The 25,935-nt window shown below is 43.6% G+C and carries 22 protein-coding genes and 1 pseudogene; 14 read left to right on the top strand and 9 right to left on the bottom strand.

All coding sequences use genetic code 11. The features are described from left to right. Positions 1–33: 33 nt before the first annotated feature. The 9 genes and pseudogenes from QF06_RS08210 to nrnB all read left to right on the top strand — a co-directional run. A pseudogene (locus QF06_RS08210) lies at positions 34–231 on the top strand (DUF5367 family protein); the annotation flags it as partial. 90 nt (positions 232–321) lie between these two features. Next, positions 322–1,464, top strand: a complete 1,143-nt coding sequence (locus QF06_RS08205) for an acyl-CoA dehydrogenase (RefSeq protein ID WP_041850775.1) — start codon at positions 322–324, stop codon at positions 1,462–1,464. Between the two features lie 43 nt (positions 1,465–1,507). Then, positions 1,508–3,157: an AMP-binding protein gene (locus QF06_RS08200; protein ID WP_041850776.1), complete on the top strand. Its 1,650-nt coding sequence runs from the start codon at positions 1,508–1,510 to the stop codon at positions 3,155–3,157. A gap of 9 nt (positions 3,158–3,166) precedes the next feature. Next, the gene (locus QF06_RS08195; protein WP_041850777.1) at positions 3,167–4,501 is read left to right on the top strand and encodes an acetyl-CoA carboxylase biotin carboxylase subunit; all 1,335 of its coding nucleotides are present in this window, start codon (positions 3,167–3,169) and stop codon (positions 4,499–4,501) included. Between the two features lie 14 nt (positions 4,502–4,515). Continuing rightward, positions 4,516–4,737 (top strand): acetyl-CoA carboxylase biotin carboxyl carrier protein subunit, encoded by a 222-nt coding sequence (locus QF06_RS08190; RefSeq protein ID WP_021479784.1) that lies wholly within the window; start codon positions 4,516–4,518, stop codon positions 4,735–4,737. A gap of 14 nt (positions 4,738–4,751) precedes the next feature. Then, positions 4,752–5,651: a hydroxymethylglutaryl-CoA lyase gene (gene ldeG / locus QF06_RS08185; protein ID WP_038827842.1), complete on the top strand. Its 900-nt coding sequence runs from the start codon at positions 4,752–4,754 to the stop codon at positions 5,649–5,651. Between the two features lie 20 nt (positions 5,652–5,671). Then, positions 5,672–6,454, top strand: coding sequence for an enoyl-CoA hydratase (locus QF06_RS08180; RefSeq protein ID WP_032725839.1), 783 nt, complete (start codon positions 5,672–5,674; stop codon positions 6,452–6,454). 10 nt (positions 6,455–6,464) lie between these two features. After that, positions 6,465–8,000, top strand: a complete 1,536-nt coding sequence (locus QF06_RS08175; protein WP_072174027.1) for an acyl-CoA carboxylase subunit beta — start codon at positions 6,465–6,467, stop codon at positions 7,998–8,000. A gap of 168 nt (positions 8,001–8,168) precedes the next feature. Next, positions 8,169–9,368, top strand: coding sequence for an oligoribonuclease NrnB (gene nrnB, locus QF06_RS08170; protein ID WP_041850779.1), 1,200 nt, complete (start codon positions 8,169–8,171; stop codon positions 9,366–9,368). Positions 9,369–9,416: 48 nt separating this feature from the next. On the opposite strand, the gene QF06_RS08165 is transcribed toward nrnB, so the two are convergent. From QF06_RS08165 to QF06_RS08155, 3 genes are all read right to left on the bottom strand, one after another. Next, positions 9,417–10,013, bottom strand: coding sequence for an undecaprenyl phosphate transporter UptA (locus tag QF06_RS08165; protein WP_003231529.1), 597 nt, complete (start codon positions 10,011–10,013; stop codon positions 9,417–9,419). 72 nt (positions 10,014–10,085) lie between these two features. Beyond that, complete coding sequence (gene galU, locus QF06_RS08160; protein ID WP_041850780.1) at positions 10,086–10,979, bottom strand: UTP--glucose-1-phosphate uridylyltransferase GalU; 894 nt, start codon at positions 10,977–10,979, stop codon at positions 10,086–10,088. Positions 10,980–10,985: 6 nt separating this feature from the next. Beyond that, a complete protein-coding gene (locus QF06_RS08155) occupies positions 10,986–11,432 on the bottom strand; it encodes a GtrA family protein (RefSeq protein WP_014479951.1) in 447 nt (148 codons plus the stop codon). Positions 11,433–12,108: 676 nt separating this feature from the next. On the opposite strand from QF06_RS08155, the gene xynD reads away from it, so the two are divergent. Together xynD and xynC are read left to right on the top strand one after the other, a co-directional pair. Next, positions 12,109–13,656 (top strand): alpha-L-arabinofuranosidase, encoded by a 1,548-nt coding sequence (gene xynD, locus QF06_RS08150; protein ID WP_043940129.1) that lies wholly within the window; start codon positions 12,109–12,111, stop codon positions 13,654–13,656. 130 nt (positions 13,657–13,786) lie between these two features. After that, positions 13,787–15,055, top strand: a complete 1,269-nt coding sequence (gene xynC, locus QF06_RS08145) for a glucuronoarabinoxylan endo-1,4-beta-xylanase XynC (RefSeq protein ID WP_038827855.1) — start codon at positions 13,787–13,789, stop codon at positions 15,053–15,055. Positions 15,056–15,321: 266 nt separating this feature from the next. Here the strand turns inward: xynC and QF06_RS08140 are convergent, their stop codons facing one another. The 3 genes from QF06_RS08140 to QF06_RS08130 all read right to left on the bottom strand — a co-directional run bounded on the left by QF06_RS08140 (position 15,322) and on the right by QF06_RS08130 (position 18,859). After that, on the bottom strand, positions 15,322–15,585 hold the full coding sequence (locus QF06_RS08140) for a YnfE family protein (protein ID WP_003231535.1): 264 nt from the start codon (positions 15,583–15,585) through the stop codon (positions 15,322–15,324). Between the two features lie 74 nt (positions 15,586–15,659). Further along, entirely contained in the window at positions 15,660–17,159 is a 1,500-nt protein-coding gene (gene eglS, locus QF06_RS08135) for an endo-1,4-beta-glucanase EglS (protein WP_041850782.1), read from the bottom strand. Positions 17,160–17,461: 302 nt separating this feature from the next. Then, positions 17,462–18,859: an alanine/glycine:cation symporter family protein gene (locus tag QF06_RS08130; protein ID WP_021479777.1), complete on the bottom strand. Its 1,398-nt coding sequence runs from the start codon at positions 18,857–18,859 to the stop codon at positions 17,462–17,464. Between the two features lie 509 nt (positions 18,860–19,368). Between QF06_RS08130 and QF06_RS08125 the strand changes: the two genes are divergently transcribed. Then, positions 19,369–19,722: a hypothetical protein gene (locus QF06_RS08125; RefSeq protein ID WP_014476950.1), complete on the top strand. Its 354-nt coding sequence runs from the start codon at positions 19,369–19,371 to the stop codon at positions 19,720–19,722. 25 nt (positions 19,723–19,747) lie between these two features. Further along, on the top strand, positions 19,748–19,873 hold the full coding sequence (locus QF06_RS22245; protein ID WP_003231548.1) for a hypothetical protein: 126 nt from the start codon (positions 19,748–19,750) through the stop codon (positions 19,871–19,873). Between the two features lie 46 nt (positions 19,874–19,919). Here the strand turns inward: QF06_RS22245 and parC are convergent, their stop codons facing one another. The 3 genes from parC to QF06_RS08110 form a co-directional block, all read right to left on the bottom strand. Continuing rightward, positions 19,920–22,340, bottom strand: coding sequence for a DNA topoisomerase IV subunit A (gene parC, locus QF06_RS08120; protein ID WP_014479945.1), 2,421 nt, complete (start codon positions 22,338–22,340; stop codon positions 19,920–19,922). A gap of 3 nt (positions 22,341–22,343) precedes the next feature. After that, entirely contained in the window at positions 22,344–24,311 is a 1,968-nt protein-coding gene (gene parE, locus QF06_RS08115) for a DNA topoisomerase IV subunit B (protein ID WP_014479944.1), read from the bottom strand. Positions 24,312–24,709: 398 nt separating this feature from the next. Then, on the bottom strand, positions 24,710–25,117 hold the full coding sequence (locus QF06_RS08110) for a CoA-binding protein (protein ID WP_003245606.1): 408 nt from the start codon (positions 25,115–25,117) through the stop codon (positions 24,710–24,712). A gap of 169 nt (positions 25,118–25,286) precedes the next feature. Here QF06_RS08110 and plsY point away from each other — a divergent pair, with 169 nt between their 5' ends. Then, positions 25,287–25,868, top strand: a complete 582-nt coding sequence (gene plsY / locus QF06_RS08105; protein ID WP_003231560.1) for a glycerol-3-phosphate 1-O-acyltransferase PlsY — start codon at positions 25,287–25,289, stop codon at positions 25,866–25,868. Positions 25,869–25,935: the final 67 nt, after the last annotated feature.

Raw genomic sequence — 25,935 nt, 5'->3', positions numbered from 1 at the left:
GGGACAGGAAACGATGGTAAACCGCTGAATTTTCAATCACAGTTCGCGGTGATCAAGCTAGGTATATGGGGATCAGCGGTCGGTTTATTGATGGATACGATTTCCCTTTGGAATCATCCCCTCATCTTCCCGGCTTTATCAAAGGGCCAAGTTATTGCGTTTGCGATATGGATGGTATGCGCCTACTGCATGTATTTGCTCATTCCGCTGAAATTATCACATAAAAAATGATTCAGTTTTAATTTTCAGACTTTTCTTGTCAGGGAATGATTATAGAACTCGCCTAATAGGATGTTACAAAGATGTGAAGGAGGAAACGATGTGAATTTTGAGCTGACAAAAGAACAACAAATGGTGCGTGAAATGGTAAAAGATTTTGCGAAAAAAGAAATTGCTCCTCACGCTGAACATGTAGATCAAACAGGCGAGTTCCCGATGCAAACATTTAAAAAAATGGGTGAACTCGGTCTGATGGGTATTCCATTTCCAGAAGAATACGGCGGATCTGGCGGTGATACGATTTCATATGCCTTAGCGGTTGAAGAAGTCGGCAAAGCCTGCGGCAGTACTGGATTAAGCTATGCTGCAGCGGTCTCATTAGGCGCCAGCCCTCTCTATTACTTTGGAACAGAAGAACAAAAACGGACGCATTTGACGCCGCTGGCTTCGGGCACAGCACTCGGATCATTCGGCCTGACGGAACCAAATGCCGGCTCAGATGCGGGGGGCACTCAAACAAAAGCGATTTCAAATGGTGACGAGTATGTAATCAACGGCGAAAAGTGCTGGATTACAAATGCAAGCTACGCACGGACAGTTATTGTGACCGCGGTAACAGGCAAAAACAAAGACGGAAAAAACATCATCTCCGCATTGATTGTGCCAACTGACACACCAGGACTCACGATTACGAGCCCGTACGATAAAATGGGCGTCCGTGGTTCGAATACAGCAGAAATTTTGCTTGAGGATGTAAGAGTGCCTGCGGGCAACTTACTCGGCGATCCAACAAAAGGATTTAAACAGTTTCTATATACGCTGGACGGTGGTCGAATCTCCATTGCTGCTCTTGCAGTCGGCATTGCTCAAGCGGCCCTTGACGCATCATTGGCATATGCGAAAGAACGGAAGCAATTTGGACAGCCGATTTCTTCCTTCCAAGCGATTCAATTTAAGCTTGCTGACATGGCGATGGAAATTGATCTAGCACGGCAAATGGTGTTAAAAGCCGCCTGGCTGAAAGACCATAACCGCCCGTTCACAAAAGAAGCGGCGTACGCCAAGCTGTTCGCATCTGAAATGGCGACTAGAGCTTGCAATCAAGCCATTCAAATCCATGGAGGTTCAGGATATATGAAAGAGTACGGGGTGGAACGGATGCTGCGGGATGCAAAATTAATGGAAATTGGTGAAGGCACATCTGAAATTCAGCGCCTCGTGATCGCCAGACAGCTTTTAAAATGAAAATGTAAACGCTTTCTAATTATTAAGAAAGGAGGAACAATCAATGGCTGAACTCATCCATTCCACAATCGGCAGGCTGCTGGAACAAACAGCTGATGCGTATCCCGATCGAGAAGCGGTTGTTTATCCAGACCGAAATATCCGCTATACGTACGCCCAATTTGACAATCTTTGCCGTCAAACCGCTAAAGGTCTCATGCGGATGGGGATTGGAAAAGGAGACCACGTCGCCATATGGGCTTCTAATATCCCTGAATGGCTTGTCGTCCAGTTCGCAACTGCAAAGATCGGAGCCGTGCTCGTAACTGTCAATACCAATTATCAAGCACACGAGCTTGATTACTTGTTAAAGCAATCGGATGCCGCGGCACTTATCATCATGGATTCATACAGGGGCACTTCCTATCCAGACATCGTGAGCAATTTAATTCCAGAACTGCACGAAGCAAAGCCCGGCCAACTGAAATCTGAACGCTATCCCTTTTTAAAAACGCTGATCTATATTGGCAATAAACGGTTGCCTGGCATGTATAATTGGGACGATACAGAGATATTGGCGAAAACAGTGACAGATGCTGAGCTTGAAGAGAGAATGAACAGCCTGGATAAAGACAATGTGATTAATATGCAATACACATCAGGAACGACAGGGTTTCCAAAAGGCGTGATGCTGACCCATTTCAATGTCATCAATAACGCTGCCAATATCGCTGAATGTATGGCTTTAACCTCTCAAGACCGCATGTGCATCCCGGTTCCGTTTTTTCACTGCTTTGGATGCGTCCTTGGGGTTTTGGCATGTGTATCCGTCGGGGCAGCCATGATACCCGTGCAAGAATTTGATCCCGTTACCGTCCTTAAAACGGTAGAAAAAGAGAAATGCACAGCGCTCCATGGTGTGCCTACCATGTTTATCGCCGAGCTGCATCATCCGGATTTTGATGCATATGATCTATCGACGCTCCGAACAGGAATCATGGCCGGCTCTCCCTGCCCAAGTGAAGTGATGAAAGCTGTGATTGAAAGGATGGGCATGAAAGACATTACGATCGCCTATGGACAAACCGAAGCCTCGCCAGTCATTACGCAAACGAGAGCAAATGATTCCTTCATAAGAAGAGTCGAAACAACCGGCCGCGCCCTGCCACATACTGAGGTGAAAATTGTAGAACCTGGGACATGTCAAGAAGTTCAAAGAGGCATGCAGGGAGAACTGTGCACCCGTGGCTATCACGTCATGAAAGGCTATTATAAAGACAAAGATGCGACCAGAAAAGCAATCAATCATGACGGATGGCTGTTTACCGGAGATCTTGCTGTCATGGATGAAGACGGATACTGCCGCATCACCGGAAGATTAAAAGATATGCTCATCAGAGGCGGCGAGAACATTTATCCGCGGGAAATTGAAGAATTTTTATACCGGCATCCCGCTGTTTTAGATGTACAGGTCGTTGGTGTGCCTGACGCCAAATTCGGGGAGGAAGCTGCAGCCTGGATTAAACTGAAAGACGGTAAAAGCGTTTCACCTGATGAGCTTAAAGCCTATTGCAAAGGGAAAATCGCCCGCCACAAAATTCCGCGTTATGTTATTTTTACGGATGACTATCCGATGACGGCCTCAGGCAAAATTCAAAAATATAAACTGCGAGAAAAAACGATTGAAATGTTCAACCTATCATCAAGTCAATGAGGTGAAATCATGTTTACAAAAGTACTGATCGCCAACCGCGGAGAAATTGCAATGAGAATTATCCGAACATGCAGCCGTCTCGGCATTAAAACGGTTGCGGTTTATTCAGAAGCAGACAAGGACGCGCTCCATACAAAAGCCGCTACAGAGGCTTATTTGATCGGAGAATCGAGAGTCAGTGAAAGTTATTTAAATATAGAGAGAATCATAAAGACGGCGAAAAAAGCAAATGCCGACGCGATCCACCCGGGATATGGATTGTTATCAGAAAACAGCCGGTTCGCTGAACGCTGCAAGCAAGAAAACATCGTGTTTATCGGACCTTCCCCTGATATCATCGCAAAGATGGGCAGCAAAATTGAAGCGCGAAAAGCAATGGAGGCTGCAGGTGTCCCTGTGGTGCCGGGCGTTTCTGAATCCCTCGGAGATATAGAGGCAGCCTGCCGCACCGCATGTCAAATCGGCTATCCTGTCATGCTGAAAGCTTCAGCGGGCGGAGGGGGCATCGGAATGCAGCGTGTTGAAAATGAAGAAGCATTAAAAAAAGCGTACGAGGGAAACAAAAAGCGCGCAGCAGATTTTTTCGGTGACGGGTCGATGTATATAGAAAAAGTTATTGAACATGCGCGTCACATCGAGGTTCAGCTTTTGGCCGATCAACACGGCCATACAGTACATCTGTTTGAACGTGATTGCTCTGTTCAGAGGCGCCACCAAAAAGTCATTGAAGAAGCACCGTCTCCATTTGTAGACGATGAACTAAGAATGAAGATTGGGCAAACAGCGGTAAAAGCAGCAAAGGCAATCGGCTATACGAACGCAGGCACCATCGAATTCATAGTTGACCAGAAGCAAAATTTTTATTTCCTCGAAATGAATACGAGACTGCAAGTTGAACACCCCGTGACTGAAGAAATAACAGGCCTGGACTTAGTTGAGCAGCAGCTGCGGATTGCTGCGGGCCATACACTCACATTCTCCCAAAAAGACATCCAACGGAACGGGCATGCGATAGAGGTTCGAATATACGCGGAAGATCCCAAGACCTTCTTCCCGTCACCAGGTACGATCACTGCGTTTTCACTTCCTGACCAAAAAGGAGTCAGACACGAATGTGCGGTAGCAAAAGACAGCACCGTTACCCCTTTTTATGACCCGATGATCGCTAAGATGATTGTCAAAGGCCAAACCAGAACAGAAGCAATTGAAAAACTAGAGACAGCGCTTCGCGACTATCGTGTAGAGGGAATCAAAACAAATCTTCCGCTTCTCATACAGGCTGCGGCAACAAAGGCATTTAAAGAAGGGGATGTCACGACTGACTTTTTGAAACAACACCTGTAAAGGAGGCAGTTGTCATGACGGTTAACATACAAATGGCAGGAAACCTGTGGAAAGTCCACGTCAAAGCCGGCGACCAAATCGAAAAGGGCCAGGAGGTAGCCATTTTGGAATCGATGAAAATGGAAATCCCGATCGTTGCAGATAGAAGCGGAATCGTAAAAGAAGTCAAAAAAAATGAAGGCGACTTTGTAAATGAAGGAGACGTACTGCTCGAACTGAGCGATTCCACTCAATAATTTGGAGGAAGAACATGTCATATCCTAAAAAAGTGACAATCAAAGAAGTCGGCCCGCGTGACGGCTTACAAAACGAGCCCGTATGGATCGCAACAGAGGATAAAATAACCTGGATCAACCAGCTTTCCCGGACAGGGCTTTCGTATATTGAAATCACATCCTTCGTTCACCCGAAATGGATTCCGGCGCTTCGAGATGCTATCGACGTAGCAAAAGGCATCGACCGTTTAAAAGGGGTAACGTACGCGGCACTTGTCCCGAATCAAAGAGGACTGGAGAATGCACTTGAAGGAGGCATTAACGAGGCTTGCGTTTTTATGTCCGCCAGCGAGACGCACAACAGAAAAAACATCAATAAATCCACTTCTGAATCCCTTCATATACTCAAACAAGTAAACAACGACGCACAAAAAGCAAACCTCACAACAAGAGCCTACCTCTCGACTGTTTTCGGCTGTCCGTACGAAAAAGATGTCCCCATTGAACAAGTCATTCGCCTTTCAGAAGCTCTATTTGAATTTGGGATTTCTGAACTTTCGCTTGGAGATACGATTGGAGCGGCTAATCCCGCCCAAGTGGAAACTGTACTTGAAGCTCTTTTGGCACGATTCCCGGCTAATCAAATTGCCTTGCATTTTCATGATACGAGAGGAACCGCTCTGGCCAACATGGTCACAGCACTCCAAATGGGCATCACGGTGTTCGACGGCTCGGCAGGCGGGCTTGGGGGATGCCCATATGCGCCAGGTTCATCAGGAAACGCCGCAACTGAGGATATCGTGTACATGCTTGAACAGATGGATATCAAAACAAATGTAAAGCTAGAAAAACTGCTATCTGCGGCCAAATGGATTGAAGAAAAAATGGGCAAACCGCTGCCGAGCAGAAATTTACAGGTGTTTAAATCATCTTGATAAAAGGGAGGACGCATACAATGGGAGATTCTATTCTTTTTACTGTTAAAAATGAACATATTGCGTTGGTCACCTTAAACAGGCCTCAGGCAGCAAATGCTCTTTCAGCTGAAATGCTTAGAAACCTGCAAATGATTATCCAGGAAATTGAATTCAACTCAAACATCCGTTGCGTCATCCTCACAGGCACCGGTGAAAAAGCGTTTTGTGCAGGGGCAGACCTGAAGGAACGGATAAAACTGAAAGAAGATCAGGTTCTGGAAAGTGTATCTCTCATTCAAAGAACGGCGGCTTTACTTGATGCCTTGCCTCAGCCGGTCATAGCTGCGATAAATGGAAGCGCATTAGGCGGCGGACTAGAATTGGCATTGGCATGCGACCTTCGAATCGCAACTGAATCAGCTGTGCTGGGACTTCCGGAAACAGGGTTAGCTATTATCCCGGGCGCTGGAGGGACCCAAAGGCTGCCCCGGCTGATTGGCAGAGGAAAAGCAAAAGAATTCATTTATACAGGCAGACGCGTGACCGCACACGAAGCAAAAGAAATCGGCCTTGTAGAGCATGTCACGGCTCCTTGTGACCTTATGCCAAAAGCAAAGGAACTGGCCGCAGCCATTTCTGCCAACGGGCCGATCGCTGTCCGTCAGGCTAAATTTGCAATCAATAGAGGATTGGAGACAGATCTCGCTACAGGCCTTGCGATTGAACAAAAAGCGTATGAACAAACCATCCCGACAAAAGACAGGAGAGAAGGGCTTCAGGCCTTTCAAGAAAAAAGACGGGCCGTATACAAGGGAATATAAAAGGGAGGCAATGCTCATGGATTATGAAAAGGAACGAACAGAACGGGCTGAACGGATTCGAAAAGGCGGAGCGGAAAAGTATCATCAAAGCAATCGGGAAAAAGGCAAGCTCTTTGTCAGAGAGCGGCTTTCCCTTCTCTTTGACGATGACATTGAGCTAGAAGACGCTTTTTTTGCGGAATGTATGTCAGACGGGCTTCCCGCTGACGGAGTTGTCACCGCTATCGGCAAAATCGGCGGCCAAACCGTTTGCGTCATGGCGAATGATTCAACAGTGAAAGCGGGGTCATGGGGAGCAAAAACAGTTGAAAAAATCATCAGAATTCAAGAAACCGCCGAAAAATTAAACTGTCCGCTCATTTATTTAGTCGATTCGGCAGGCGCCCGAATTACCGACCAAATCAATGTCTTTCCAGGGAGACGCGGTGCAGGAAGAATTTTTTACAATCAAGTCAAATTATCGGGACGCATTCCGCAAATCTGTCTGCTTTTCGGACCATCTGCGGCAGGTGGCGCTTATATTCCGGCCTTCTGTGATATCGTCGTTATGGTAGACGGTAACGCCTCCATGTATTTAGGCTCGCCAAGGATGGCGGAAATGGTTATTGGCGAAAAAGTGTCTCTTGAAGAAATGGGTGGCGCCCGTATGCATTGCTCAATCTCCGGCTGCGGAGATATTCTTGCAGAAACTGAAGAAGAAGCCATACAGCTGGCGCGGGCTTATTTGTCTTACTTTCCGGCAAATTTTCAAGAAAAAGCGCCCATTCATAAGAAACGCCCGCCAAAACACTTCGACACTCCGCTTGCCGACGTCATTCCGCAAAATCAAAACGCACCTTTTGATATGCATGAGCTGATTGAGCGGGTCATAGATGAAGACTCATTTTTTGAGATTAAAGCCTTATTTGCACCGGAATTATTGACGGGCCTCGCACGAATCCACGGACAGCCTGTCGGCATTGTTGCAAACCAGCCGAAGGTAAAAGGAGGCGTCTTATTCCACGATTCAGCAGACAAAGCGGCTAAGTTTATTACCTTATGTGACGCTTTTCATATCCCATTGCTGTTCTTAGCCGATATCCCCGGTTTTATGATTGGCACAAAAGTAGAACAGGCTGGGATTATCAGACACGGAGCGAAAATGATTTCTGCGATGTCGGAGGCAACTGTTCCAAAACTCTCTGTCATTGTCCGAAAAGCTTACGGGGCTGGGTTGTATGCAATGGCAGGGCCGGCATTTGAACCGGATTGCTGTCTAGCGCTCCCAACCGCCCAAATCGCCGTCATGGGCCCTGAGGCAGCTGTAAACGCTGTCTACGCTAAAAAAATCGCCGAGCTGCCAGAAGAAGAGAGAGCCGCATTTATCAGCAGCAAACGGGAAGAATATAAAGAGGACATCAATATCTACCGTCTGGCTTCAGAAATGATCATTGATGCTGTTATCCCAGCCAATTCGCTGCGTGATGAGCTGGCCAAACGGCTCAAGGCATACATGACAAAGGAAATGACATTTACCAATCGAAAGCATCCGGTTTATCCGGTGTAAAAGCAAGAACTTAGGAGCGCAAAAAAGCGCTCCTTTATATATTTACAATAACAACATTATGTCAACTAATTACATTTGTATAAAACGCTTTGTTTTTTAGAATAGTAAATAAAGGCTGCCGCACCTCTAGCGGCAATTGTCAGTTTATCATAAAAAGGGGCCCACATTATGTATCATTTATATTCACATAACGACTTGGACGGAGTAGGGTGTGGAATCGTAGCAAAATTAGCGTTCGGAAAAGACGTAGAGGTCCGGTATAACTCTGTCAACGGCTTAAACGCACAGGTGCAGTACTTTTTAGAAAAAGCGAAGGAGAGCAACAGACAGGACGCGTTATTCATCACCGATCTCGCCGTCAATGAAGAAAACGAAGAGAGATTGAATGAGTATGTTCATGCAGGGGGGAAAGTGAAGCTCATTGACCATCATAAAACAGCCCTTCATTTGAATGAGCATGAATGGGGATTTGTCCAGGTGGAATACGATGATGGAAGGCTCACATCCGCGACATCGCTTTTATATGGCTATCTCGTTGAAAATGGCTTCATGAAACCGACAAACGCCTTAGATCAATTCACAGAGCTCGTCCGCCAATACGATACATGGGAGTGGGAGCGGTACGATCAAAAACAGGCGAAGCGGCTTAATGATCTTTTCTTTTTGCTGTCAATCGATGAATTTGAAGCAAAAATGATCCAGCGCCTTTCCGCGCATGACGAATTTTTCTTCGATGATTTTGAAGAAAAACTGCTTGATTTAGAAGACGAAAAAATCGAGCGCTACCTCCGCAGAAAGAAAAGGGAAATGGTACAAACCTTTGTTCACGAACACTGTGTAGGCATCGTTCACGCTGAATCGTACCATTCAGAGCTGGGGAACAGGCTAGGGAAAGATAATCCGCACCTCGATTACATTGCGATTTTGAGCATGGGGTCAAAACGAGTCAGTCTCCGCACCATTCATGATTACATCGATGTGTCAGAAATCACCGGCCGATATGGCGGCGGAGGGCATGCAAAAGCGTCCGGCTGTTCAATAACCGATGAAGTATACGAGTTGTTTGTAGCTGAAGCTTTCCGTATTGATCCTGTACGGCCGGATGCCTTCCGTAACATCTATAATCTAAAGGGATCTGCGAATGGATCATTATATGAAAATCGCGCACAAATGAGATTTTTTCTTTTCCCTTTAGACAACGAATGGAATATTCAAATTAACGGAGAAACCCAAGACGAAACATTCGCAGCGTTTGAAGAGGCAGAATGGTTTATTAAGAGAAATTATGCCGCATCGCTCGTGCGGGATGAAGTGTTTGTCGCATTTTTAGCGGAGAATCTGAAGCTGGCAAATCAACATCGGAAGTAAAAAAATATGCATAGGGGAGCGTCAGTCACCCCTATGCATATCTGCTAGCTATCGTTTAAATATGGCTGTACGTTTCTTAATCACAAAATAAAGGGCTATCACGACAACAGCCAATATCATAATCGGTGTTGTATAAGTGCCTGCTATATTCTCAACATCATCCCACTGGCTTCCTAGCTGTATGCCTAAATAAACAAACAGAATAGACCATGGAATGATAGCAAGCACAGTCAGTACCACAAATTTGAGAAAAGGCATTCTGGCAATACCTGCCGGAATGGATATGGCATGTCTGACAACCGGTATAAAACGAGCCGAGAAGACAACTCCGGCGCCGTATTTCTGAAACCAGTTTTCCGACATGTCGATATGATGCTTTTTAATCAATAAATACTTCCCGTATTTGTCCAGAAATGGCCTGCCGCCATAGCGGCCGATCCAGTAAATAAAGATCTGGGCAATGGTGCCCCCGATAACACCCGCAATAATTGCGCCAATAAATCCAATCGTGCCCTCCGATACCATATAGCCGCCATAAGCTAATACAATCTCACTCGGAATGATTTCAATCATTAACCCAATCGCAATACCCGCATATCCCATGTTCGTCAGCCATGTTAAAATTTCGCTTATCAAACTGCCCACATTCTTCACAACCTGTCCTAATCTTTTTCACTATTATATGACTGATTGACGAGCAAGATGGTTACAATTTTTTTACCGCAGCATTTCTTTCGTTTCCTGTTTGATCACATCTTCTAAATAGGCCAAAAGCTGAGATCTCATTTCGGGACGCATTAAGCCGATTTCGGTGCTCGCTTTAAAACAGCCTAGCTTATCGCCAATGTCATATCGATTTCCTTCCAGCAGCCGGGCATGGATCGGCTCCTTACGGCAAACCTCACGAAGCGCATCTGTCAGCTGAATTTCGTTGCCCGCGCCTCTGCCAATTGTCTTCAAAACGGAGAAGATCGAAGAATTCAGCACATAACGTCCCATTACTGCGATTTCCGAAGGTGCTTCTTCAGGAGAAGGCTTTTCCACTAAATCGTTCACTTCATATACATGCCCTTGAGACCCTGATGTATTTATAATACCATATTTGCTGACATCCTCAGGGAGAACTGACTGTACACCGACAACCTCTGTGCCATAAACGTCATATACATCCATTAATTGCCGAAGAGCCGGTGTTTCAGACACCATAATATCATCACCTAAGAGAACAGCAAAAGGCTCATCTCCGATAAAATGCTCCGCACACAGCACCGCATGGCCTAATCCGAGCGGTTCTTTCTGGCGGATGTAATGAATGTTGGCCAAATCGGCAATCTGCTGCATTTCCTTAAGTGTCTCCGTCTTGCCTTTTTCCCGGAGATTGAATTCCAATTCGACCGACCGATCAAAATGATCTTCAATCGAGCGTTTGTTTCTCCCTGTAATAATCAGTATATCTTCAATTCCTGACTCTGCGGCCTCTTCTACAATATATTGGATTGCTGGTTTGTCGACGATTGGGAGCATTTCTTTAGGCTGCGCCTTTGTCGCCGGCAGAAATCTCGTTCCTAAACCCGCTGCGGGAATAACCGCTTTTCTCACTTTTTTTCTCATTCATCCTCACTCCTGATCCTGTATGTTTTTCAGCGAATCTCCAAATACCCAGATTCGGTTTCCGATAAAATTCATCATCATTCCGCCGATAGTGGCGGCGAGCTTACTCACCAAAAGCGAGCAGCCGCAATTTTGAAACAAATAAAGCAGCAAAAAGGTGATCCCCGACGCGGCAATATTAATCATGAGAAAACGCACGATCTCTTTCCCGTCAGCCTTACGTTTCACACAAAACGTCCAATTCCGGTTCCACACATAGCTGTTGACGATACCTGCAGTATAGGAGCAGATCTGCGCCGGCAGATAAGAGACATGACAAGCGGTAAGAAGAAAGAAGACACCAAAATCTATCAGCGTATTGCCGACGCCTACGGTGCAAAAACGGCCTAAGGTCTTTATTTTTTCTTTCAGCGTAACGGACCTCCCTTCATAAAAGATGCGAGTGGCAGTCATATTTGTTGATATGGATTACTATAGCGGACAGTGTTGAATAAACAATTAATAAAATATGAACAAAACATGAAAAAAGCGGGTATACCGCTCAATAGTTTTTATACTCTTTAAAAAGCAGCGGCATGAACGGCTGATTTTTCGAAAACGCTCATTACAAAAAGATGAAAAAATATGACATATTTCGCAGGGGAAGAGGGCGAAATGATAACGAAAGGTCTTGCAAAGAAGAGAACAATACTTCAATAGATTGAGTGGTTTTAAGCCTTGATTCCCTATCAGCAGAGATGATGTCTATTATGTCAATAATCGAGGGAACAGTCTAAGCGAAGAAGAGTCGGTAACAGCCGTATATGTAGCCCCATCTAAACAATGAATAAATGTATCCAGTTCCTTTGTAGAATCGAACACGAATTCCTCCAAAAGTATTCTATACACTATTTTTTTAATAAGGTAGGATGTTAGATAAAGGGATTTTTTTGAATAAATATACATACCTGCTCAAGCGTTATAGGGGACTTGAACAATTCGCCATTTTATTTTCTGGACAATGACCGCTAGGAATGGGGGAACTTTTCTAGATTGATCTTGAAGAAACAAGTGGTGCAGTCTTCATGACCTGTTGTTAACAAATTTCAAAAGAACCCTTCATTTTAAGGAAAAAGGAGGCTGTTAAGTGATGAGAAAAAAGTGTAGCGTATGTTTATTTGTTTTTGCTTTACTATTGAGCTGTTTATCTGGAAAGTCTGCGTATGCTGCCACCAGTAGTACAATTGCAAAACATGTAGGGAATTCAAACCCGCTTATCGACCATCATTTGGGCGCAGATCCGATTGCGCTGACCTATAACGGGAGAGTCTATATTTATATGTCAAGTGATGACTATGAATATAATAGCAACGGAACGATTAAAGATAATTCATTTGCCAATTTGAATAAAGTATTCGTCATTTCTTCAGCGGATATGGTGAACTGGACAGACCACGGAGCCATTCCAGTAGCAGGTGCCAATGGAGCTAATGGTGACCGTGGGATAGCAAAATGGGCAGGGGCGTCATGGGCACCGTCAATCGCAGTAAAAAAAATCAATGGCAAGGATAAATTCTTCCTTTATTTCGCAAACAGCGGCGGAGGTATCGGGGTTCTCACCGCAGACAGCCCGATTGGTCCATGGACCGATCCAATCGGAAAACCGCTCGTAACGCCAAGTACGCCAGGAATGTCTGGTGTTGTATGGCTTTTTGATCCGGCAGTATTTGTAGATGATGACGGCACCGGTTACCTGTATGCCGGGGGAGGCGTTCCTGGCGGTTCAAATCCAACGCAGGGACAATGGGCCAATCCTAAAACGGCTAGAGTCATAAAATTGGGGCCTGATATGACGAGTGTTGTTGGAAGTGCATCTACAATTGATGCGCCTTTCATGTTTGAAGATTCGGGATTGCACAAGTATAACGGAACATATTATTACTCCTATTGCATTAATTTCGGCGGCACGCACCCGGCCGATAAACCCCCGGGTGAGATCGGCTACATGACCAGTTCAAATCCCATGGGTCCCTTTACATATAGAGGGCATTTCCTGAAAAATCCGGGTGCATTTTTCGGAGGTGGCGGAAACAATCATCATGCTGTTTTCAATTTTAAAAACGAGTGGTATGTGGTGTACCACGCGCAAACTGTCAGTTCCGCTCTGTTCGGGGCCGGCAAAGGATACCGTTCTCCCCATATTAATAAGCTGGTGCATAACCCAGATGGATCCATCCAAGAGGTAGCAGCAAATTATGCAGGTGTAACACAGCTTTCCAATTTGAATCCTTATAACCGGGTAGAAGCTGAAACGTTTGCTTGGAATGGACGCATTTTGACAGAGAAGTCCACAGCACCCGGCGGGCCAGTAAATAATCAGCATGTAACAAGCATTCAAAATGGAGACTGGATTGCTGTAGGAAATGCAGACTTCGGAGCGGGCGGTGCCAGGTCATTTAAAGCAAATGTAGCATCCACTTCAGGTTCAGGCGGGAAAATAGAAGTGCGCCTCGACAATGCTGATGGTAAGCTTGTTGGAACTCTGAATGTGCCTTCAACAGGCGGAGCGCAAACCTGGAGAGAAATAGAAACTGCAGTAAGCGGGGCAACCGGTGTGCACAAAGTATTCTTTGTATTTACCGGAACAGGTACAGGAAACTTGTTTCATTTTGATTACTGGCAGTTTACGCAAAGATAGGACTCGTAATGGGACCACTTAAAAACGAGGCGGGTGAAGTACGAGCCATCACCGGAACAGCCCGCCATTATGGATATGCCATACAGATTTTTTAATACCGTAAAAGACACATGACGAAGGAGAGGAATAAATGATTCCACGCATAAAAAAAACAATTTGTGTACTATTAGTATGTTTCACTATGCTGTCAGTCATGTTAGGGCCAGGCGCTACTGAAGTTTTGGCAGCCAGTGATGTAACAGTTAATGTATCTGCAGAGAAACAAGTGATTCGCGGTTTTGGAGGGATGAACCATCCGGCTTGGGCTGGGGATCTTACAGCAGCTCAAAGAGAAACTGCTTTTGGCAATGGACAGAACCAGTTAGGATTTTCAATCTTAAGAATTCATGTAGATGAAAATCGAAATAATTGGTATAAAGAGGTGGAGACTGCCAAGAGTGCGGTCAAACATGGGGCAATCGTTTTTGCATCTCCCTGGAATCCTCCAAGTGATATGGTTGAGACCTTCAATCGGAATGGTGACACATCAGCTAAGCGGCTGAAATACGATAAGTACGCCGCATACGCGCAGCATCTTAACGATTTTGTTACCTTCATGAAAAATAATGGTGTGAATCTTTATGCGATTTCGGTCCAAAACGAGCCTGATTACGCTCACGAGTGGACGTGGTGGACGCCGCAAGAAATACTTCGCTTTATGAGAGAAAACGCCGGCTCGATCAATGCCCGCGTCATTGCACCTGAGTCTTTTCAATACTTAAAGAATTTGTCGGACCCGATCTTGAACGATCCGCAGGCTCTTGCCAATATGGATATTCTCGGAACTCACCTGTACGGCACCCAGGTCAGCCAATTCCCTTATCCTCTTTTCAAACAAAAAGGAGCGGGGAAGGACCTTTGGATGACGGAAGTATACTATCCAAACAGTGATAACAACTCGGCGGATCGATGGCCTGAGGCATTGGATGTTTCACAGCATATTCACAATGCGATGGTAGAGGGGGACTTTCAAGCTTATGTATGGTGGTACATCCGAAGATCATATGGACCTATGAAAGAAGATGGTACGATCAGCAAACGCGGCTACAATATGGCTCATTTCTCAAAGTTTGTGCGTCCCGGCTATGTAAGGATTGATGCAACGAAAAACCCTAATGCGAACGTTTACGTGTCAGCCTATAAAGGTGACAACAAGGTCGTTATTGTTGCCATCAATAAAAGCAACACAGGAGTCAACCAAAACTTTGTTTTGCAGAATGGATCTGCTTCAAACGTATCTAGATGGATCACGAGCAGCAGCAGCAATCTACAACCTGGAACGAATCTCACTGTATCAGGCAATCATTTTTGGGCCCATCTTCCAGCTCAAAGCGTAACAACATTTGTTGTAAATCGTTAAGAGCACAAAGACACACATAAATAATAGAGTGTCTGAATTGGCGATTTTCCGATTGGGAAATCGCTTTTTTATTTTGTTGCTGAATTACAGGAAGAAGAAAGGATGTACATAAAAACAGCAAAGCTTTAATCTTCATCTTTTATAGTTTACATAATATATATTCTAGGAAGTAAAGAAAATAAATAAATTTCTGTCTCAATATCAAAGTATACTTAAGTTAGTGAGACAGAAATTGAAATTTTGAAATTTTACTGCTGACTGACAAATCAAAAAAATGGTGTTGTCAATCCATAATAAACGGCTTCTAAATCCTCCAGCGTCATATCGCCATATGCGCATTTGATAACAGAATCAGCAAACACATCATAGTCATAATCTGTAGAAAATCCTTGCTGCAGCTGTTTTTCGTAAACTTCGATCTGATCTTTTTGATGCTGGATGTCTTTTTCCTTACCTGGATAGTCCGGACCATTTATCATATTACTCATTTTTTTGTACAGCACCATATACTGTTTCAGTATTTCATCCACAACGCAAACCTCCTTGTTTTACTGGATAAGATAATGAAAACGGACATCATTGCTGATGCCCGCCAAAAGTTAAACTATTTGGGTTCTGTTCCCCAAATCAGTTTTCCATGATTATATAATGTGATTTTTTTCGTTGTTTTAAACGTATTTGATTTGAAAAAGGAATAATCGCCGCTTTGTGCATAATTGCTCCAGTCATCATTGTGAAGACGGAGCTGAATATTCCCTGTGCTTGCTCCCGGTGCCAGCGTTCCGTTTTTAAACCCAAGTTCCAGATAGGTATCTGCACCTTGCTTTGGTTTATGCAACGTCACAAACTTGTGTGTCACATTGCCGCATCCAATCTGCGCGTAGTCACAGTCAAAGTTTTGGCCTTTGTTTTTCGCTTTATACCAGTAACGGGCAGTGACATCTTTTAAATCAACCGTGGTATTGCCGTTATTTTTTATTTGAAGCTGCGGACGGATTTGGTTGCTGTTCATACTCCCATCCCCTGCTCTGTATTGTACAGAAATACCGTTTTCCTGTGTGGGTTTATCTTTTGCTGGCGTTTCAGGAATGTCCTTCGTCGAATCTTTGGTGCCGAGAATGCTTTCTCTAACGAATGTTCCTGAAGCAGATAAATCTGACAACTGCCAGCCGCCTGTTTTAGATGCCCCCGGCTTTAAAGCTGAGGATGATTCCTGCTTATCAGAAAGATTCCAGTTCACCCAGCTAATGGTCTTGCTATCGAGATATTTCAGCCATTCCCGCGATTGATCAAGGAATACACCGCCATTTCCGGAAGCATCACTTGTCCCCCATTCTGTCACAAAAATAGGCGCTCCTTTGCTGAGTGCATAGTTTGCTTTATCCCGTAAAAACTGGCCGTGTGTGCCGGCATAAAAATGAAGTGCGTACATAACGTTTGCATCTTTTAGCTGGTCATCGGCAGCATCATTTACATCCTGGCTCCATGTACCGGTTCCGACAATGATGATGTTGTCTGGATCATTTTTGCGGATAACGGAAATCACTTCTTCCGCATAGGGTTTAATATCACGCTTCCAGTTCACATCACCGTTTGGTTCGTTTGCAATTTCATAAATGACGTTTGGCGTGTTTCCGTAAAGACTTGACATTTCCTTGAAGAATTCTTTTGCCTTCTCTTTATTTTGGTTTGGATTACCGTCATTTAAGATATGCCAGTCAATGATGACATATATCCCAAGCTCTTTTGCCGCTTCAACCGCTTCTTTTACTTTATTTTTCACGGACGGGTTGTCAATATAACCGCCATCTGCCGTATACATCGCTGCACGGAAAACGGTGATACCCCAATCGTCCCTCAGCCATTTTAAGCTGTCTTTATTGACATATTCTCCATACCATTGCAATCCGTGTGAACTGATCCCCTTCAGCTGTACCGCTTTACCGTCTCGGTTAACGAGCTGTGTACCTTTTATGCTAAGCTGGCCATTCTTGGCTACTGGCGTTTTTGTCCCTGCTGCTGATGCCGGCGAAGCCAGCATGCCGCCCATTGTCAATAACGTAATCAATAAACACGTAATAAAAATCGAGATTGACCGTTTCATATCTGATCTTTTCCTCCTTCGCATCATTTTGGCTCTCAACTTCTTATGAGCACGAACTCATTGTAAAAATCTTTCTCATGATTGTCTATCAACCTAATTTCTTGTTTTTGTGAGGTTTAAAAGCCTGTCAATTTACTCTATCTCCATTGAATAAGACACACATGACACATATAGAACAAAGAAAACTGGACTGAATTGGGACTTTACACGTCATTTTTCATTCGAGTCGAAAAATTAAATTTATTTCCAATAATGAAAAAGCTGCATTCAACTATTGAATGCAGCTTTGTTTTATATTTATATTATGCTTCTTGTTTCTCATCTTCCCATGTTTCAGCGTTTTTCAGCCCTGGGATGTTTTTCGCTTTAAACACAGGATCAAGTCCTTGCTTACGCTGTTTCGCGTAATCTTTATACACTTTGTAAGCAACGTTTGACAGCAGCGTAATCACAATTAAGTTGATCAGCGCCATGATACCCATAAAGAGGTCCGCCATATCCCAAACGATTTGGAAGCCTGATAAAGATCCATACACAACCATAGCAATTACAGCGATACGGTAAATGTTCAGCCATGTTTTGCTTGTTTTAATAAATTCAATGTTTGTCTCGCCATAATAATAGTTGCCGACAACTGAACTGAATGCAAACAAGAACATTGCAACTGCGATGAAAGTCGGCGCCCAGCCTCCAATATGATGGTTAAGAGCAGCCTGTGTTACTTGGATACCGTCGCCTTTTGGTGTTACACTGTACAGCAAAATAATAAATGCTGTGGACGTACATATGATAAATGTATCGAAAAATACACCTAATGTTTGAATAAAGCCTTGCTTTGCCGGATGGGATACATGAGCCGTCGCAGCCGCGTTTGGTGCGCTCCCCATTCCTGCTTCGTTTGAAAACAGTCCGCGCTGCGCACCGATAACGATGATGCCGCCTATTCCGCCGCCGACGACTTGTTCAAAACCTAAAGCATTTTTAACAATTGTAGCGATAACGCCAGGGAAAGCCGTAATATTCGTGATGACAACAAATAAAGCGATAAGAATATAAATGCCTGCCATAACCGGCACAATTAGCTGTGAAACAGCGACAACACGTTTTAAACCGCCGAAAATGATAAACGCAGTTAAAACCGCCAGAACTATGGCTACAACTATTTTATTCACATGGAATGCGCCATCCAATGCTCCAGCAATTGTATTTGTTTGAACAGCGTTAAAAATCAAGCCGAATGAGACGGTAATTAAGATTGCAAAAACGATGCCAAGCCATCTGGCACCAAGACCCTTTTGAATATAGTAGGCCGGCCCTCCGCGGAAATCCTCCCCGTCTCTCACCTTATAAAGCTGCGCTAACGTACTCTCAACAAAGCTTGAAGCCATACCTACTGCAGCCACTACCCACATCCAAAATACAGCTCCTGGTCCGCCTGTCGCAATTGCTAAGGCTACACCAGTCAAATTCCCTGTGCCGACTCGGGATGCGGCCGAAATAAAGAATGCCTGCATAGATGAAACACCTTTATTTCCTTCCGGCTTCTCCCCTACTATTCTGAACATTTCAATAAAATAACGGAATTGGATAAAACCAAAACGTATGGTAAAAAATAATCCAAGCCCTATTAAAATATAAAATAGGTATTTCCAGATGAAATCACTTGGAATATTAATCAAACTATTGAAAAAAGACTCCATATTTACCTCCCGTTTTCATCAATTCAATACGAATTCGATTTTGATGTTAGATTTTTTAACATAACGAGTTTTATTATATCACAATATGACGAATTAGGAAGTTTTTTCGAGAAGAATATTGTCATAGCCAGATGTTACTCTGTCGACCCCTTCTCTATTATTTTCCTACGAATAAAAACATTCCTTGCAAGCTGGCTTTAAAAAAAGAGTACCCTATTAACAATGTAATCATTTCTTCCCATTCTCTTGCCTTTCTCTTTGATTTACACATAAATAAAGTAATAAATCCTAAACAACAAACATATCATTTAAAATATGTTTTTATTCACACCATAAACCGGGTATACATACGCTAATAAAAGAAGTTTTCTCTTTCAAAAATAAGCAAAAAGATATATACTTAACAAAGTTAAATTTATTTTTAAATTTAATAAATCAGGTTTACTTTTAGGATGGATTGGGGTATTATTATAAAAATATTCAGTAATATTAAAGGAGGGGGAGATCATTTGAAAAAAGTAACGATATTGAAAGCATCCATCTTATTCTTGGCGATTGCCAGTTTTCATTTGCTCTCAATTCCCCACGCCTTTGATATCGGCCATCATTATAAAGCCGTAGCCGACCAGCAGGAAATGCATGAAATGAAAGCCGGCCAAAATGCTGATGATGAGAAGAAATCCATCACAGGGGCATTTACACTGACCGCTTTATGGGCAATGGCTGTTCTGCTGCTGACCGCTGAAAGCAAAAGTACGGGATACTCCCGCAGACGTCAGCGGAAAAAAAGCTTTATACTGGCCAAATTTTATCAATCGTCTTATTTCGGCAAACTTCATGTTCAACATCACCCGATTATGTAACGAAAATATGAGGAGGCTGTTAAACATGTTGTTTATCTTAAGAATGGTGATTTTAGGCTTATTTTCTTTCACAGCGCTGAATTTATTTGTATGGCAGGGGATTGAAGTCATTCATGCTGTAACAGATCTATTCACCAACCATGAAAGCTGATAAAAAACAAACGAAACCCGCTCATATAGTATGAGCGGGTTTTTTATTATTGTTCTGTATGAAGGCGCCAAACAGCTGTAACCTTACCTGATTCCTCTTCATCAAAAAAGAAAGAGCCATTGCTGTATCTGTCGTTTGTCCGCAACTCTTTTGCCTGCAGTTCTTTTCTGTCGCCTTTTTCTGTTTCTGCCATTAGTCGCTGTTCAAGACCGCAAGCGAACAGTGCTACAACTCGGTGTGGATTCTTTTTCAGTTCCCTTAGCATTACGACACCGCGTTTTGCGCGGGATGTCTTCTCGAACTCAGAAAGACTCATGCGTTTTACCGCTCCCCGCTGTGTGAACAAGACAATTGAATCAGATTGTTGAAGGATCTCACCGGAGACAACAAAGTCATCCTCTTTTAAGTTAATCCCTTTGACACCTGCCGCACGCGCGCCAACAACATTCACTTCGTCTTCTCCAAACCATAGGCCGTACCCTAAGTGAGTGGCCATAAAGATCTGGCTTTCCCCATTTGTTACATGTACATCAATCAGTTCATCTTCACCCTTCAGATTTAAGGCCACAAGCGCCTTAGAATAACGCTGTGCTTTATAATGGGTGAGCTCTGTCTTTTTCACCATCCCGTTTTTCGTAAAGAATAGAAGATATGCCGACGGATCAAATTCTTTTATCGGTATGGCCTTTACAATCGTTTCATCACGGTCAATAGTGATCAGATTTGAAAAATGCTGGCCCATGTCCTTCCATCTGATATCAGGCAGCTGGTGAACAGGACAATAGATGTAGCTTCCTTTGTTCGTAAAGAGCAGCAGCACGTCTGTCGTATTCATTTCAAACTGATGCAGCATCCTGTCCGTATCTTTCATTCCGAAGTCCTGTCCGTTGGAAGCGGCAAATGAGCGCTGGCTCGTCCGTTTTAGGTAACCATCCTTCGTAACGGTTACATATACATCCTCAGATGCAACCATGACTTCGAGATTGATTTTAATTTCTTCAATTTTTTCTTCAATCACGGAGCGTCTCGTATCTGCATATTTCTTTTTCAATGCTTTTAAGCTGTTTGTAATCACTTTTAGCAGTTTTTTATCATTGCTCAGAATAGATTCGAGCTCTTCAATTTTTTTACCGAGCTCTTCTGCCTCTTCCTTAAGCGCTGTAATATCTGTATTGGTTAAACGATATAGCTGCAATGACACGATGGCTTCAGCCTGAGGCTCCGTAAATTCATATTTCGCGATCAAATTGTTTTTAGCGTCACGTTTATCGCTAGAAGAACGGATTGTTGCAATCACTTCATCCAAAATAGACAAAGCTTTCATGAGCCCTTCTACGATATGATGTCTGTCTTTTGCTTTTTGAAGCTCGTAAACAGACCGGTTTGTGACAACTTCCTTTTGGTGTCCGATATATGCATCCAAAATAGACGGCAGGCTCATCAGCATCGGACGGCGGTTATGGATAGCCACCATATTGAAGTTATATGTGATCTGCAAATCAGTATTTTTGTATAAGAAATTCAAAATACCTTTGGCATCAGCTTCTTTTTTCAGTTCAATGACCACTCTCAGCCCTGTTCGATCCGTTTCATCACGAACCTCTGAGATGCCTTCAACCTTTTTATCAATACGGAACTCGTCCATTTTTTTTACAAGGTTTGCTTTATTTACTTCAAATGGAATTTCAGTAATGACAATTTGTTCTCGTCCGCCTCTGATTGTTTCAATTTCAGCCTTTCCGCGGATAATGATTTTTCCTTTTCCGGTTTCGTAAGCTTTTCTTATCCCGTCAACGCCCTGAATAATACCGCCTGTCGGAAAATCAGGCCCTTTAATGACTTCCATGAGTTCATCAACAGAACAAGATGGCATTTGAATACGCTTAATGACAGCATCAATGACTTCTCCCAGATGATGAGGGGGAATGTCGGTCGCGTATCCTGCTGAAATCCCGGTAGATCCGTTGACCAATAGGTTAGGAAACATCGCCGGGAGTACGACAGGCTCCTTGCTTGTATCATCGAAGTTCGGCACAAATTCAACCGTGTTTTTGTCAATATCCCGAAGAAGCTCAGATGCAATCGGAGATAATCGTGCCTCTGTATAACGCATGGCTGCCGGGGGATCTCCGTCGATGCTTCCATTGTTTCCATGCATTTCGATTAACACATTACGAACTTTCCAATCCTGGCTCATCCGCACCATTGCTTCATAAACCGAGCTGTCACCGTGCGGATGATAGTTACCGATGACGTTACCGACCGTTTTGGCCGCTTTTCTGAAGTTTTTATCAAACGTGTTTCCATCTGTATGCATTGCATACAGAATTCTGCGCTGTACCGGCTTTAATCCGTCTCTCGCATCGGGCAGCGCCCTGTCTTGAATAATATATTTACTGTAGCGTCCAAAACGGTCGCCGATCACCTCTTCTAATGGTAAATCATGAAATAATTCTGGCTGTGACAATCATTAAACCTCCTCAGCGACCGATAAGTTTTCATTTTCTAAAATATTGCTTTCTTCATCTAAGCCGAAAGCGACGTTTTTCTCAATCCACTTTCTGCGCGGCTCTACTTTGTCTCCCATTAACGTCGTTACACGTCTCTCTACACGTGCCGCATCGTCAATTTTGACCCTAACAAGTGTGCGGGACTCCGGATTCATCGTCGTTTCCCACAGCTGGTCTGCGTTCATCTCTCCAAGACCCTTATATCGTTGAATGGTATAGCCTTTGCCGACTTTTTTCAGGACATCACCCATCTCTTCATCAGACCATGCATATTCAATGATTTCCTTTTTCCCGCTTCCTTTACTGACCTTATATAAAGGTGGCAGCGCAATGAACACCTTGCCATGCTCAATGAGCGGCTTCATATAGCGATAGAAAAAGGTAAGAAGCAGCACTTGAATATGGGCGCCGTCAGTATCGGCATCGGTCATAATGATGATTTTGTCGTAGTTGATGTCATCGATTGAGAAATCTGCTCCGACTCCCCCGCCGATCGCATGAATGATCGTATTGATCTCTTCATTTTTAAAGATATCAGCAAGCTTAGCTTTTTCTGTATTAATAACTTTACCGCGTAAAGGCAGAACCGCTTGGAATCTGCGGTCTCTTCCCTGTTTGGCTGACCCGCCTGCTGAATCTCCCTCAACGAGATACAATTCATTTTTTGCCGGGTTTCTTGAACCCGCAGGCGTCAGCTTTCCGCTTAAAGTCGCTTCTGATTTTTTTCGTTTTTTGCCGCTTCTTGCTTCTTCACGGGCTTTGCGTGCCGCTTCGCGCGCCTGACTCGCCTTGATTGCTTTTTTGACAAGAAGCGTTGCGGTGTCCCGATTTTCCTCTAAAAAGTAAGCAAGCTGCTCTGAAACAATCGCATCAACCGCTGATCTTGCTTCACTGGTACCGAGCTTTCCTTTTGTTTGTCCCTCAAATTGAAGAAGCTCCTCAGGAATGCGGACAGAAATAATGGCTGAAAGCCCTTCCCTTATATCGGTGCCTTCAAGGTTCTTATCCTTTTCTTTCAGCAAAGCCACTTTTCGTGCATATTCATTAAAAGCACGCGTCATCGCAGTTTTTGCACCTGACTCATGCGTCCCGCCGTCTTTTGTTCTGACATTGTTGACAAACGACAAAATATTTTCAGAATAACCATCGTTAAACTGGAACGCAAAGTCCACTTCTATAGAATGATGCTCACCCTCAAACGAGACCACTTCAGACAAGACGTCTTTTTCTTCATTTAAATAAGCAACAAACGCTTCTATGCCGTTTTCATAATAAAAGACCTCATGCTGGTCATTGCGTTCATCAATCAGCTCAATTTTCAATCCTTTTAACAAAAACGCAGACTCTCTTAAGCGCTCAGAGAGCGTTTCAAAATTATAAGTGGTTGTGCTGAACATCGTTGGATCTGGCTTAAAGTGTGTAAGAGTTCCCGTCTTTTTTGTTTTGCCGATCTTTTCGAGAGATGTAACCGGTTTTCCTCCATTTTCAAATCGCTGCTGATAGACAAAACCGTCCCGCTCAATGGTAACCGTCAGCCATTCAGATAAAGCATTCACGACTGATGCACCAACTCCGTGGAGCCCGCCGCTTGTCTTATAGCCGCCTTGGCCGAATTTTCCTCCGGCATGAAGCACCGTTAAAATCACTTCAGGGGTTGGTTTGCCGAGCTTATGCATTCCGGTCGGCATGCCGCGGCCTCTATCCTGTACAGAAATACTATTGTCTTTATGTATTTTGACGATTATGTGATCTCCATGGCCGGCAAGCACCTCGTCGACAGAGTTATCTACAATTTCATAAACCAAGTGGTGCAAACCTCGCGCGTCAGTAGAGCCAATATACATACCCGGCCTTTTCCTGACAGCCTCAAGGCCTTCGAGCACCTGTATGGCATCTTCGTTGTAATCAAATTGCTGTTTTCTAGCCAAACGTACAAACCCCTTTCAAAAACTAACATTGTCTTTCTCTTTTTCAGTGTTACACATCATTTGTATATAAGATATTTTTTATAAACCTCGCCTCGAGCCAGTACTGCCTTGGACTCCTCATTATAACCAATATGTTTGCAATCGCAACATAGAGCTAACGAATCAGTTCTTCTCAAAACATCGGCTAGTGCTGTATTTACACTATGAGAACGTATGTTTGTTTATTATATATAAAGCAGCAGACCTTCGCAAATCGAACGGCCAAACCCAGCTGGACAAGGTATTCAAAAAAAGCTGTTCAAGCTTTATTGTATCTGTTTCACCGTAATACGCAAACAATATCTTAAAATTAAAAAGCAAAAATCCTTGAATTTACAAGGATTTTTGCAGTTCTGCACCTATTTTGTTACAGCGTGTGCCACTTTTATGCACAGATCCATGATAACCGTTCTGCCTTTTTCTTTTAGCATCTGGTATGCTTCCTCATTAACTAGCCCTTGCTGTGCCCAAAATACTGGCGCATCTGTCTCTAAAAACTCTTCCGCCACTCCAGGAAGCTGTTCTGAGCGCCGGAATACATTTACGATGTCAATCGGACCGTCAATCTCTTTTAAAGATGAAACGGCTTTGACACCTAGCGCCTCATCAATTGTCGGGTTCACAGGGATAATTTCATAACCCGCGTCCTGCATTGCTTTTGAAACCATATGTGACGTTCTATCCGGACGGTCTGAAAGCCCTACTACGGCTATACGTTTGCTTCTTTGAAGAATCTCTTTAATTTCCGCTTTAGAAGGGTTTTGCATCGTATGTCACTCCTTTTCCACTTATTTTACACGATCAAAACAGGAGAAATCAAAATATGATGCATGTTTGATTGGATTTGTAAGCAAACTTTACAAAAAAACTTATCATCAGATCATGACATCTCATGTTAAAATAAAAAGAAGGGAATTTGAAAAAGGAGAAATGTAGATGTTAATTGCTTTATTGATTATTTTGGCCTACTTGATAGGCAGCATTCCATCTGGCTTAATTGTGGGCAAGCTTGCCAAGGGAATTGATATTCGGGAGCACGGAAGCGGCAACTTAGGCGCTACCAATGCATTCCGTACATTGGGTGTAAAAGCTGGTTCGGTTGTCATAGCCGGAGATATTTTGAAAGGGACACTGGCAACTGCATTGCCTTTTCTCATGCATGTTGATATTCACCCGCTTCTTGCAGGAGTCTTTGCTGTTTTAGGCCACGTGTTTCCCATCTTCGCCAAATTTAAAGGCGGTAAAGCCGTGGCGACATCAGGAGGCGTTTTGCTGTTTTACGCACCCCTGTTATTTATCACGATGGTTGCGGTATTCTTCATCTTTTTATACTTGACTAAATTTGTTTCTCTCTCATCGATGTTAACAGGGATCTATACTGTTATATATAGTTTCTTTGTCCATGATACGTATTTATTGATTGTCGTTACCCTGCTCACTATTTTTGTCATATACAGACACCGAGCGAACATTAAACGAATTATCAATAAAACAGAACCTAAAGTAAAATGGTTATAAGCTTAAAAAACTTCTCTTTTGACACAGAATAGCCTAATACGTTTATAATAGAGAAAATTCAAATGAA

The organism is Bacillus sp. YP1, assembly GCF_000877815.1.
GTDB lineage: Bacteria > Bacillota > Bacilli > Bacillales > Bacillaceae > Bacillus > Bacillus subtilis.
The sequence above is the reverse complement of the archived record's forward strand: the minus strand, read 5'-3'. Positions and strand labels throughout refer to the sequence as shown.